This is a genomic window from Dendronalium sp. ChiSLP03b (assembly GCF_034531165.2).
Lineage (GTDB): Bacteria > Cyanobacteriota > Cyanobacteriia > Cyanobacteriales > Nostocaceae > Dendronalium > Dendronalium minutum.
Genome location: NZ_JAVRBR020000045.1, coordinates 94,905 through 108,924, shown reverse-complemented (window position 1 = coordinate 108,924; position 14,020 = coordinate 94,905). Strand labels below are relative to the sequence as shown.

The window sequence follows — 14,020 nt, the reverse complement described above, 5'->3', positions numbered from 1 at the left end:
TTTTCAATGAGATAATAACTGTCATTGCGAGAAGGAACGACGAAGCAATCGCATGGAGTAGCTCTTAGTTGAAGATTTTGCGATTGCTTCGCTTCACTTTGTTTCGCTCGCAATGACATGCAAAAAAGTGGGATGCTCCCCACAGGGTAATAGTAGGAGATAAACTATTCTGTTAATCTAGTCGGATGATTGTTGTTACCTCACTAGACATTTCTGAGGCAGAGAATTAATTACACACATTATTTTCTTATTCACTGTTTCCTGGCTTCACCAAGTAAGTGAGTTTTGTCCAATTATTTAATACTTTACAAATTTCTTCTAAAATTTAATTTTGCATGAAAAATTAAGTTTTGATGTTCAATAAAACTTCCTAATGGGAATTATTAATTATTATAGTCTTTGAGACCAATTGTCGAGATGAGGTCAGTATAAATGATGGGTCTGGATTTGGCACTTGTGATAGAAGGATACCAAGTTGTTGAGCAACTATACTTTAGTTCTAGAACTGTTGTCTATCGAGGCATTCGCAATCTAGACCAGCAACCTGTAATCATCAAATACCTGAACCGCGATTACCCAAGCTTTAGCGAACTGTTGCAGTTCCGAAATCAGTACGCGATCGCTAAAAATCTTGACTTACCAGGTGTGGTTCAACCATACAGTTTGGAAACGTATCGCAATAGCTACGCACTAGTGATGGAAGATTTTGGCGGCGTTTCCCTGCAAGAATATACTAAAGCACGTTCGCTAGAACTCAGTGAATTTTTGGCGATCGCTCTTGAACTAGCTGACATTATTAACGGACTTTATCAGCATCGGGTAATCCACAAAGATATCAAGCCAGCCAATATTGTTATTCATCCCGACACCAAACAAATCAAACTCATTGACTTTAGCGTTGCTTCTCTACTGCCGAGAGAAACCCAAGAGATTAAAAATCCCCAAGTTTTGGAAGGTACCCTCGCTTACCTTTCCCCCGAACAAACTGGAAGAATGAACCGAGGTATTGACTATCGCAGCGATCTCTATTCGTTAGGAGTGACTTTTTTTGAATTACTTACGGGTCAACTTCCTTTCCAATCTAATGACCCAATGGAGTTGGTTCATTGTCACATTGCCAAACAACCTCCACTGTTAGAAGGTAGAAGGCAGACGGCAGAAGGCAGATGGCAGGAGGACAGCAGTTGCTCCACTTGGGGAGACCCCAAGACCGCACTGCCTCTAGAAGGCAGGAGGCAAGAGGCAGAAGAAATACCGCAAGTATTGTACGATATTGTGATGAAACTGATGGCGAAAAATGCTGAAGACCGCTATCAGAGTGCATTAGGATTGAAATTTGATTTACAAAATTGCTTAGAGCAACTCAAGACAACAGGCAAAATTGCAGACTTTCCAATTGCAAGTCAGGATGTATGCGATCGCTTCCTGATTCCAGAAAAACTCTATGGTCGTGAAACCGAAGTTGTAACCCTTCTACAAGCGTTTGACCGTAGCAGCGCTGGTAGTACAGAAATCATGCTAGTAGCGGGTTTCTCCGGTATCGGCAAAACAGCAGTTGTCAACGAAGTCCACAAGCCGATTGTACGGCAGCGGGGTTATTTCATCAAAGGTAAATTTGACCAGTATCAGCGCAATATCCCATTTTCGGGGTTTGTTTGGGCATTACGGGACTTAATGGGACAACTGCTTGCTGAAACAGACACCCAACTGAAGCAATGGCAGACGAAAATTCTCTCTGCCTTGGGCGAGAATGGGCAGGTGATTATTGAGGTGATTCCGGAACTCGAAGGAATTATTGGCAAACAACCTCCTGCTGTGGAACTTGCTGGCGGTGCCGCTCAAAATCGCTTTCATCTGCTGTTTGTGAAGTTTATTCAGGTACTCACAACCTCAGAACATCCCCTCGTGATTTTTCTGGACGATTTGCAATGGGCAGATTCTGCATCGCTACAACTGATGCAATTACTAATGAGTGAGACAGAAACTGGCTATCTCCTACTGATTGGTGCCTACCGAGATAATGAAGTTACCCCTGCCCATCCTCTGATGCTGGCAATCAGCGACATTAGTAAAACAGCAGCGATTGTTAACACTATCACTCTAAATCCCCTCCAGCCATCCGACCTTAACCATTTGATTGCTGATACTCTCAGTTGTTCGCCGACACTAGCAGCACCATTAACTGAATTGGTATATCGGAAAACCAAGGGTAATCCCTTTTTTGTCACCCAATTTCTCAAGGCATTGTATGAAGAGGGATGGATTACCTTTGATTCTCAAAGAGGGTATTGGCAAGGAGATATTGCTCAAATTCAAGCACTAACACTCACCAATGATGTTGTTGAGTTCATGGTGCGTCAAATCCAGAAGTTGCCCGCCACTGCCCAATCTGTTTTAAAACTAGCTGCTTGTATTGGTAACTCTTTCGACTTGGCAACCTTGGCCATTGTTTACGAAAAATCCCTAGCTGATACTGCCGTAGACTTGTGGAAAGCGCTGCAAGAGGGATTGATTTTACCAACCAGTGAAGTTTATAAGTTTTTCCATAACTCTGGTAATAGCGGTGAATCATGCCAATTACCGATGAACAGCGAGCAATTGCCTAATTATAAGTTTTTGCACGATCGCGTCCAACAGGCTGCCTACTCTCTAATCCCCAAGGAGCAAAAACAAGCAACTCACGTGCAAATTGGGCAACTATTGCTGAGTCATACAACCGTTGCCCAGCAAGACGAAAAAATATTTGAGATTGTCAACCAATTAAATATTGGTAAAAATCTCATTAGCGAACAAACACAACAGACTGAACTCGCCCAACTTAATCTCAAAGCCGGACACAAAGCCAGAACTGCTACTGCATATACAGCAGCGTTTGAGTATTTCCACACAGGCATTGCTTTGTTGCCACCAAAGCCGTGGCAAACACAGTATGAGCTAACCTTGGCACTCTACGAAGCTGCTACTGAGGCTGCTTATTTGAGCGGCAATTTCGAGCAGATGTCACAATTCGCGGCGGTTATTTTAGAACAAGCTAGCACCTTGTTGGATAAGGTCAAAGTCTATGAAATTAAAATTCAAGCAGCCCAAGCCCAACATCAATTTCTAGAGGCAGTGCAGATTGCCTTGGAAATTTTAGAATATCTAGGAATCAGTTTTCCCCAGCAACCCAGCGAATCGGATATTGCTCAGGCATGTGCGGCAACTAACTCGATTCTGGCAGGTAAGCAAGCGTTAGATTTAATTGCTCTACCTCAGATGAAGGAGCCGGAAAAGTTAGCTGCGATTCGGATTCTCACTGGTGTCTCTTCTGCTGCCTATGTTGTCGCTCCAACTCTTTTACCATTTATTATTCTTGAGCAAGTAAATTTATCAGTTCAGTATGGCAATACTTCATACTCGGCAAATGGTTATGCCTACTACGGACTGATGTTATGTGGGGTAATGGGAGAAATTGAGCGTGGCTATCAATTTGGACAGCTGGCACATTTGTTGCTCGAACAACTGAATGCCAAAGAAACGATCGCTAGAGCCTACGTAGGAGTTCACTGTAGCGTCTGGCATTGGAAACAGCCACTGAGGAACACCTTACCATTTCTCCGCAAAGGCTATCAAAGTGGATTGGAAACGGGAGATTTAGAATCAGCGACTATTTGTGCATTTGTTTACGTCATGCACTCTTGGTTTATCGGCAAAGAACTGGGCGATTTAAGCCAGGAGAGTGCTGCCTTCCATGCTCAACTAACTCAACTCAAACAGGAAGGACTTCTCAGCCATCTGACTATTTTTCAGCAAGCGATTTTAAATTTAATCGGCGATTCCCCTAAAGCATGGCAACTAGTTGGCAATGCTTTCGATCAAGAGCAAATGCTTCCCAGCATCCAGCGAGCGGGCGATCAAACGGCACTGTGCTATTTCTATATCAGCAAACTTTTACTCTGTTATGCGTTTGCTCAGTTCGATTTAGCAGTAGAAGCAGCGATCGCCATTGAAAATTACTTGGCTGGTGCTACAGGATTATTTTTGGTGCCAGTTTTTCACACCTATGACTCTCTAGCACATTTAGCTATTTATTCTGAGGTTTCAGAGGCGGAAAAACAAAGCATTTACCAGCGGGTAATCGCCAACCAAGAAAAGATGAAAAACTGGGCTGGTCATGTCCCAGAAAATCACTTGCACAAATATTATTTAGTGGAAGCAGAACGGCAGCGAATTCTCGGCAACAAAGCTGAGGCGATTGAGTATTATGACCTTGCCATTACTTTCGCTCAGAAAAATCACTACCTCAATGAAGAAGCTTTGGCTAACGAACTCGCCGGTCGCTTTTACTTGGGATGGGGCAAAGAGCAACTTGCTCGGGATTATTTGCTGAAAGCCTACTATGCCTATGCTCGTTGGGGAGCGAAAGCCAAGGTTGAGGATTTAGAACAACATTATCCCCAATTATTAGCTCCCGTGCTGCAACAAAATAGAACCCAGTTGATGCCTAATGTCACAATCAATCCGGCTGATAATGTCACTTTATCTCACCTAAGTTCTGGCAACTCCACGACTTGTAGCAACACTAGTGTGTCAGTTGCACTCGATTTGACAACACTTTTCAAAGCCTCACAGACACTCTCTAGTGAAATTCATTTTGATCGGCTGCTGGCCACATTGCTGTATGTATTGATTGAAAATGCTGGTGCAGATAAATGTGCATTCCTACTACTCAAAGAGGAAAGGTTGCTGATTGAAGCAATAACAACAGTTGGCAAGTCAGCAACAGTCACGCGATCGCTGCCTCTGGAAGATTCGCTGGATTTGCCTATTTCATTAATTAACAGTGTTAAACGCACCCTGCAACCTTTAACGATTGACAATGCCATTACCCATGCTTCAGGTATGGCTGATGCCTACATCATCCATCAACAACCCAAGAGTTTGTTTTGCACGCCGATTAATTATCAAGGCAAACTATTGGGAATTTTGTATCTAGAAAACAAGCTGACTGCGGGGGTGTTTACAAGCGATCGCATTGAAATCATCAATTTGCTCTGCACCCAAGCGGCGATCGCCTTAGAAAATGCCCGTCTCTTTCAACAAGCTCAGACTTACGCTCAACAATTGGAGCGATCGCTGGCCCAACAAAAGACTTTATTTCATGTTGTCAGCCAGATGCGAGAGTCTTTAGATTTGGATGCGATTTTCTGTGCAGTCACCCAAAATATTCGTCGCATTCTGAATGCAGATCGAGTTGGTATCTATCATTTTAATCTCGAATCGAAGTACCAATACGGCGAATTCATTGCTGAAGATGTCCTACCAGCATTTCCTTCTGCTCTAGCTATTAAAATTCAAGATCATTGTTTTGGTGAGGACTATGCAACTCTGTATAAAAACGGTCGTTTCTGTGCAATAGCTGATATCCAAACCGCTGATGTGCTGGACTGCCATCGAGCGATTTTGCAGCAATTTCAGATCAGAGCATCATTAGTGGTGGCGATTATGCAAGATCGGGATCTTTGGGGTTTGTTGTGCATTCACCAATGCGACCAACCCCGTCACTGGCAATCTTCTGAGATTCAATTTGCCAAGCAAGTTGCTGCCCAAATGGGGGTTGCACTCAAGCAGACAGAGTTGCTGATCGAAACTCGCCAGCAGGCAACCCAGCTAGAACAAACACTCCAGCATCTCCAACAAACCCAACTTCAGTTAGTGCAGAATGAGAAGATGTCAGCACTAGGGAATCTTGTGGCTGGTGTGGCTCACGAAATTAACAATCCCCTGAGTTTCATTATGGGGAACCTGGAGCCAGCCAAAAACTATGTCCGAGATATATTTGGATTAATTAATTTATATCAACAGAAGTTGCCAAATCCCGATCGGGAAATTGAGAAAGAAATTGCAGCAATTGACTTGGACTATCTCCAGGAAGATTTGCCGAAGTTACTAGATTCAATGACACTCGGTATTGACCGAATTCGCAATATCAGCATTAGTTTGCGAACTTTTTCTAGGGCTGACAAAGATTACAAAGTGCCATTTAATATTCATGAAGGCATCGACAGCACGATTCTGATTCTCAAGCACCGATTGAAAGCTAACCAAAACCGTCCGGAAATCGAGGTAGTCAAAGACTACGACCGATTGCCTTTGATAGAGTGTTTTGCCGGACAACTCAATCAAGTGTTCATGAATTTGCTGGCGAATGCGATCGATGCATTAGAGGAGTCAAATCAGGGACGCAGTTTTGCCAATATCCAAGCAAATTCCAATCAAATTAGAATTCAAACTCGTCTGGCAGAAGACGAACAGCATATTTTGATTCGGATTGCGGACAATGGTGTAGGAATGCTGGAAGCAGTGAAGCAACAGATATTTGATTATTTGTTCACCACTAAGCCAGTAGGTCAGGGAACAGGATTAGGGCTAGCGATCGCTCGCCAAATTGTCGTTGAGCGACATGGGGGAACGCTGAAAGTGGATTCTGTTCTAGGACAAGGAACAGAGTTTACGATCGTGCTTCCTGTGTTTTGCCACAAGTAGAACCTCAATGACCAAATAATTACTAATGATATTTTCCTAACAGAGCAATCGCTTTTTATCAAACTTGGATATTTCTGTGAAAATATCTATCCTATTGTCAAATTGGTATTAACAACAACAATTTTGCAATTAAAACCTTTTTAGGTTTGCAAAGATTTTGGGGTCTTGTCAGCTTTTGGCGATCAATAGTGGGCTGGTTTAGGCAGCTATGCTGAGGGCAGAGGGCAGAAGGTAAAAGACAAGAAGAAAACTCCATAAATCCTTGTGGTGCAAGGGTTACAGAACATCTGTATCAGAATCTTGTCTTGAAGTTGGATTTGAGCCTTTGTCACCAGTTCCACAAAGACAGGCACTCAGGTTTAAAACCCTTCTGCCAACTGAGCCTCCTCCTTTTGCCTTAAAGCGCGTAACCTTCCATCATCACCAAAAGTTGCCAATAACCAGATTTTGAGCTTATTTGGTTATAAATTCTCGTTCATTCATTATCGGGATTGATGTTATACCCTCTCTCAACTCGATTAATCGATCGGCATGAAGCATCGCTCTGCTGATAGCTTGATCCATGTCATAGTACTTATACTCGCCTAAACGTCCGCAGAATAAAACGTTTGGGCATGAAGCTGTACGCGCATAATAACGCTTGTATAGTAAATTATTCTTAGAATCAGGAAATGGATATTCATAAGCATCAGTATGGTCAGGACTATAAGGTGTCTCCGAAGTGATTACTGTACCTTTTATTCGCTGACTGTCCTGCTTTAGCATCATGTGTTTCCACTCAATATAGCGAATTTGCGAACCAAGCCTGTGAGATGGTGTATTGATTTGTCCTTTCGGATAGATAAATTTTGACTCAGGATAATAGATGTGTTCTCGGATTTGTCCTCTGTATGCTAACTTGCCAATATCAAATCCAAAATATTCATCAATGGGGCCAGTAAAAACTGTCTGAAATTTGGGAATAAAAGTATTGCGATGATTGAGATAGTCAAAATTCAAAATCAGAGGAATACCTTGAAGTAAATTAGTCATAAGACCTGTGTAACCATCAACTGGAATGCCTTGGTAGGACACATTCTTCAGTCGTGTGTCGTTGTCAGCATGAACAGTAAAACGTCCAGCTAGTTCGCTAGATAGGGTATGACTAGGGGCACCCCACTGCTTCTCAGTGTAGTTTTTTACAAAATTCATATAGACTACACGAGGCATTTTGGCTAGACAGGCTTCTTCAAAGTTGCTTGGTATTCCTGTGAATTCAGGCTTCCAATTAGCACCGCAATGCTCGTTAATGTATGTCTGGATAATTGGCCAATGTTCAAATTTGCTATCAATGAGAGTTAGAATTTCTGCCTCATATTTATAGAACTTTGAGAATCGGTTGACAAATTCCCACAGGCGTTTTGAGGTAGTTCGGAAGTAGTGGGGGCCGTAAGTATTAATCCTGATACCTGAGTGATGGAGGCGATCGTAAACATTTCCACCCAAATGAGAACGACGATCGACGACTAGAACCTTGAAGCCTTTGTCATGAAGTAATCTGGCGATAGTAGTGCCAGTAAGTCCTGAACCGACAATCAAGAAGTCTATTTGCATACAAATAACTATGTATAAGTTGCATTACCTGAAGCAGCTTTTAGCAAAAATATTTACATTCTCAGTTATTGTAAAAATACTTAGGAGTTAATTACAATTTTTATTGCTACTTTACATAAACTTTAAAAATATAAGTAAATTTGACTTTTAATTGTGAATATTAAGTAAAATATTCAATAAAAATTACTTAATCTTAATATATCTAGTATTTTATATACAGCTATTAAATGTACGACTTATTCAATCAAAGGGGGATAGTACTGAAATAAAACAGTACTAATACGGTACATATGATAGTTCGTTTTCTTTTACCACAAACAGTAATACTCAGGTTAGGGTTGTTAGTTGCTTGATAAAAAAGTTACAAATACTATATTTTCTCTAAATCTCTACATATTGTTATGTTTGACAGTAAATATATTGATGCACATAACAGTTTGCTATTTGAATATATCTCCTAAAAAGTGTTTTTTATAGCGTTAAAGATGACAAAAACTATTTACTTAATCCTGCTTTTAAAAAGTTATATAAAAGTTTAAAAACACTTGTTCAGTAGAAATAGACAAATAAAGTGGATAAATACTTCTTAAGTATGTGTTAAAGAAAACAACTAGGAAATATCATAGTATGCCATCTATAAATGAAGAAACATTACTCTTAGAATCTCGTTATGTCTTGGGTATGCGTGTAGATGCAACTAGCTATGAAGATGCAACTCAAAGAATTTTAGCTTGGTCGCAAAAGAGAGAAAGCAAATGTGTTTGTGCAGCAAATGTCCACATGACAATGGAAACCTATGACAATGTAAGATTTGCTCGAATAGTCAACAGTGCTGATTTGGTTACACCTGATGGAATGCCTCTGGTATGGGCTTTACGCTACTTTGGTTTCAAAAATGTATCAAGAGTTTACGGGCCAACTCTCACCTTACATGTGTGTAAAAAAGCAGCAATGAGAGGTATTCCTATTGCTCTCTATGGCGGTACACCAGAAAGTTTAGCTTCATTAGTCAAGTTTCTAGAACAACATTTTCCTGGTATCAAAATTGTCTGTAAAATTTCCCCACCTTTTCGTCAATTAACATTTGATGAAGATGCAACTTATACTAACCAAATTATTGAATCAGGAGCGCAAATTTTGTTTGTGGGTATTGGTTGTCCCAAACAAGAATTTTGGATTGCAGAACATAAAGATCGGATTCCAGTAGTGATGTTAGGTGTTGGGGCAGCTTTTGATTTTTATTCTGGTCGTATTAAGCAAGCACCAAGTTGGATGCAGGAAATAGGTTTAGAATGGTTATTTAGACTATTAATGGAACCAAAACGCTTGTGGAAGCGCTATTTAAAGCACAATCCTCGTTTTATAGTGTTTTTTCTTAGACAATTATTAGCTCAAAAACCTGTTTGGTAATTTGGCGAAATTGGCTTTTTAGAGACTCAAACTGTTCCTATAAATGTAGGAAACAGCAAACTATATTAGCGTATTGCAGTGGTTAACGTTGTCAGAAATTATTGCTTGCACAACACTTTATATATTTAATATGAATGTATAGTTGATGTCTTATCAAACAAGTTCAGTGTACTTGCTAATTAGAATGCCCCACGCATTGATAAAACAGCAGGAATAGTTTTTATAAGAATTTTAATGTCTAGCCAAAAGCTATATTGATTAACATATTCAAAGTCATGTTCGATCATGTAGCAAGCGTTATTGTTATGGCGGCGATCGCGAATTTGCCATAAACCCGTGATTCCCGGCTTGACTAAATGTCTGACTTTAGAAAAATTAGGGTATGGTTCAAGCATATGAATCATCAGTGGTCGAGGGCCAACTAAGCTCATTGAGCCTTCTAAAACATTCAAAAGTTGTGGTAACTCGTCAATACTTAGTTGACGTAGGCATCTACCTAAAGGTGTTACTCGTGGATCGTTGACTTTTTTCAGGAGGTTACCCGTAATAGCAGAATTAACTGCTAGATCCTGGGGACGTTGTGCTGCCCAATTTGTGTACATGGAACGGAATTTAAGGAAGTTAAATAAACTCTGTTTATACCCAAGACGTTGCTGAACAAAAAAAGCTGGGCCTTGAGAACTAATTTCTACACCAATTACAACAATAATTAAGAGCGGTGATAGCAGTAATATCAGCAGACTGGATACTGTAATATCAAAACAGCGCTTCAATAAAAGCTGAGACTTACAGTTTTTAATGTGATGTATTGCTGTTATCAAATCTGATTCACTAAGATCGGCAAGCTGGATGTCAGCAGTATTGATAGTTTCGGGATCAAACTTCATTACTTATCCTTATTTTTGATGTTGAGCAAACAAAACCTTAACTATATGTAGTAATAACTTAGTTTTTTAATATACAACAATTTTATAAACATAAACACTAGTTTTATTAAAAATTAAAAATAACTATGTATGCTGCCACTCATATAGCAATCTCATTCTTTCTCTGTAGTCAAAGCATTATTTGAGTTAGCAATCAATGGTCAAATTTTGGACTTTCCTAAGCTCAAAGAGTACGTTAATTTCTCACGAATGATTTAGGACTGCTATATCCCTCTTTTATCATTTTCGGGAGAGAATAATCTAGAATCCTTACAGCATAGGATTTTTACCAAAAATCTTGATTTCAGCCATTGTGTTAGAAAATAAATGCTCAAATGCTCGCTCTATCTACAGTTGAAAAATTGGCTACTATTTTTATTTTCCCAGAGTGACTAAAGAGGGATATCAATCTATGTTTCCTTGTTCTTGAAAGTGATTAGCTGCTTTTTGGAAATCGGCGATCGCACATCTAAAATTTATTTATTTAATTTTTAATAGATATAATTTCATAAGAATTCACGAAATTACAGTTCAAATAATTCTCTCCAGTTTCCACTATCTACTTTTGAATTTTTTAATTAACTCCAACAATTGTTGGTAATTATCTGTTTTTCCTTGTTCTAAATTGAAGTTATCTGCTTTTTGCAAATTTTTAAGCAGATCGCTCATTGCAAGACTCCTAAGATAGATCCTTTCATCTAATCAAAAGTAGTAGGTACAGCGCCAGATTAATGCTCAGAGATACCACATTTAATTAGATGGTAGGTTATTGAGAATCAGATAATGGATAATTTTACTGTCCTACGAATCCCTATATATCTAAAAAAATAGCTATTTTCAGCTTTTACCAAAGCATTGTCTGTTTTTGCAACACAACCTGAAAACAAGTTTCTACCTTAGGAAAGAGGTTCAATTATTTCAAGTCTAGGAGAATCTAAATAACTTAATAAATTTACAAAAAATTGTATTTTTCAATATTTATTTACAAATTTGAAAAATACAATTTTTATGAAAATCATTCACAGTAATTTGGAACATACCAGGAACCATGACTATGAAGCATTTCAATTTATCTAAATCTGTTTGGGCTAGTATTTTTACCATGAGTTTTACTGCTGTTGCTTTAACTGTGCCTGTTTCTGCTCAAACTAGTGGCTCTGGCACTGGCACAACAGGTACTGGTAGCACAGGAACTGGCACAACAGGCACTGGCACAACAGGCACTGGCACAACAGGTACTGGTACTACGGGCACAGGTACTACAGGAACTGGCACTACGGGTACTGGTACCACAGGAACTGGTACTTATGGTACGGGCACAGGTACTACAGGAACTGGCACTACGGGTACTGGCACAACAGGAACTGGTACTTATGGTACGGGCACAGGTACTACAGGAACTGGCACTACGGGTACTGGTACAACAGGCACTGATACCACAGGAACTGGTACTTATGGCACGGGCACAGGTACTACAGGAACTGGCACTACGGGTACTGGCACAACAGGAACTGGTACTTATGGCACGGGCACAGGTACTACAGGAACTGGCACTACGGGTACTGGCACAACAGGAACTGGCACTACGGGTACTGGCACAACAGGAACTGGTACTTATGGCACGGGCACAGGTACTACAGGAACTGGCACTACAGGCACTGATACCACAGGAACTGGCACAATAGACACTGATACCACAGGAACTGGTACTACAGGCACTGACGCGACTACAAGTGACCCCTCTTATCGAGGAACTAGCGAAGTGAGAAGCGATCGCAGCTTTGATTGGGGTTGGCTAGGTTTGCTAGGTTTACTAGGTTTAGCAGGTCTGGCTCGTAAGCGCGAAGAACCCAAAGCTTATCGCGATCCTAATGAAGTGACAAGTTCTAGATCTAGATACTAGATATTAGAATACCGAAGTTTTTTGATTAGCCTATTTATTTGCGCCGATCTACTTATCAAAGACTTATTGAAGCTTTTTAATTAACTCCAAAAGTTGTTGGTAATCATCTGTTTTGCCTTGTTCTAGATTGAGGTTGGCTGCTTTTTGTAAATCAGCGATCGCTCCTTTTTTATCTCCCAATTGATAGCGAGTAATTCCGCGAACTGTGTAGGTTGGGGCAAAGTTAGGATTAATTTTCAGGGCTTGGTTATAATCGGCAATTGCCCCTTGCTTATCTCCCAAGTCAGACTTAGCTACCCCGCGACCAGTATAAGCTGTAGCCAGTTTGGGATTAATTCGCAAAGCTTGGTTATAGTCGTTAATTGCTCCTTGCTGATCTTTCAATTGATAGCGGGCAAGACCCCGACCAGCATAGGCTTCGGCATAGTTGGGATTAATTTTTATGGCTTGGTTGAAATCTGCGATCGCCCCTTGGTTGTCATCCAGGTTATTCCGAGCAATTCCTCGGTTGTTGTAGGCTAAGGCATATTTGGGATTAAACCGCAAGGCTTGACTGTAATCTGCAAGTGCGCCTTTCTTATCGCCCAAGTTATAGCGGGCAAGACCTCGGTTATTGTAGCCATCGATATCACTGGAGTCAAGCTTGAGGACTTGGTTAAAATCAATAATTGCTCCCTGGTTATCTCCTAACAAATAGCGGGCAAGACCTCGGTTATTGTAAGCTTTGAGATAGTTGGGATTGAGTTTAATTGCTTGGGTATAATCTGCGATCGCTCCTTGAAAGTCTCCTTTATCGTACTTATCCCCAGCTTGAATATAGTAGTTGTCAGCTTTTGGTACTGCGGCTGTTGAAGTGCTGGGAGGACTAACGCCCATATCTACCCCAACTTGGGCTGATAGTCGCAAAAAGGTATTAATGGGAATGCCCAAATTAAAACCTGATTTGACATAAGCAACTGTGGGATTAATAGTAGAAGTTTCGATGTCTGCTTCATCTGCTCTACCATGAACTCCTACCAGTTCGCCTTTTTCATTCAACACCGGGCCGCCGCTCATCCCTGGTAACGTATTGTTAGTGTAGACCAAGGCATAACCATCACGCAGAGGTTTTGAGGCATTAGCAGTAATCCGTCCATCGGTGAAATTGTAAATCGTGTTGGAAATTGCTGCCGTCGCTTGGGGAAAACCTGCGACATAAGTGGTTGTACCTTCTGCGGATTCATTAGAGTTGCCAATCTTAGCAACAGAGTATCTTCGGCGACTGGTAAACTGCACAACAGCTAAGTCTACTTCTGGTAACTTTTTCACCGTACTGGAGATGAGCGGATGACGCTCACCATCTGGGGTGATGATTTGATATTTAGCTTGAGTATCGATTACATGTTTAGCTGTAAGGACAGTGTAAAAGTCGCCCTCTTCCTTAATAATTACCCCAGTTCCAGAGCCATTTTGATTGTCAATCTGCACGGTAATATCTTTAGCAACCTTTGCGACTTCAGCAGAGGAAAGCGCTACAGCAATTTGTGGTTGTACAAAGGCAATAGATACACCTATGATTGCTGGTGTCAGTGCATAATTAAATTTCATAATTCAATTTATTAAAAGCTTAGGGATTCTCTGAAGAAAGGCAGGAGTTAGAAGAGACGCGATTAATCGCGTCTGT

At 40.6% G+C, this 14,020-nt stretch carries 6 protein-coding genes; 3 read left to right on the top strand and 3 right to left on the bottom strand.

Annotation, left to right across the window (positions count from 1 at the left end; genetic code table 11):
* The first annotated feature begins 432 nt into the window (after positions 1 to 432).
* Positions 433 to 6,525, top strand: a complete 6,093-nt coding sequence (locus RMY31_RS11605) for an AAA family ATPase (RefSeq protein WP_322662639.1) — start codon at positions 433 to 435, stop codon at positions 6,523 to 6,525.
* 453 nt (positions 6,526 to 6,978) lie between these two features.
* On the opposite strand, the gene RMY31_RS11600 is transcribed toward RMY31_RS11605, so the two are convergent.
* Entirely contained in the window at positions 6,979 to 8,118 is a 1,140-nt protein-coding gene (locus tag RMY31_RS11600; RefSeq protein ID WP_322662642.1) for a UDP-galactopyranose mutase, read from the bottom strand.
* 627 nt (positions 8,119 to 8,745) lie between these two features.
* On the opposite strand from RMY31_RS11600, the gene RMY31_RS11595 reads away from it, so the two are divergent.
* The gene (locus tag RMY31_RS11595) at positions 8,746 to 9,528 is read left to right on the top strand and encodes a WecB/TagA/CpsF family glycosyltransferase (RefSeq protein ID WP_322662644.1); all 783 of its coding nucleotides are present in this window, start codon (positions 8,746 to 8,748) and stop codon (positions 9,526 to 9,528) included.
* 179 nt (positions 9,529 to 9,707) lie between these two features.
* On the opposite strand, the gene RMY31_RS11590 is transcribed toward RMY31_RS11595, so the two are convergent.
* A complete protein-coding gene (locus tag RMY31_RS11590; protein WP_322662646.1) occupies positions 9,708 to 10,415 on the bottom strand; it encodes a sugar transferase in 708 nt (235 codons plus the stop codon).
* A gap of 1,093 nt (positions 10,416 to 11,508) precedes the next feature.
* Between RMY31_RS11590 and RMY31_RS11585 the strand changes: the two genes are divergently transcribed.
* A complete protein-coding gene (locus RMY31_RS11585; RefSeq protein ID WP_409877841.1) occupies positions 11,509 to 12,357 on the top strand; it encodes a WGxxGxxG-CTERM domain-containing protein in 849 nt (282 codons plus the stop codon).
* Positions 12,358 to 12,420: 63 nt separating this feature from the next.
* Here the strand turns inward: RMY31_RS11585 and RMY31_RS11580 are convergent, their stop codons facing one another.
* Positions 12,421 to 13,944 carry a tetratricopeptide repeat protein gene (locus RMY31_RS11580; protein WP_322659614.1) on the bottom strand — a complete coding sequence of 508 codons (1,524 nt, stop codon included), beginning with the start codon at positions 13,942 to 13,944 and terminating at the stop codon, positions 12,421 to 12,423.
* Positions 13,945 to 14,020: the final 76 nt, after the last annotated feature.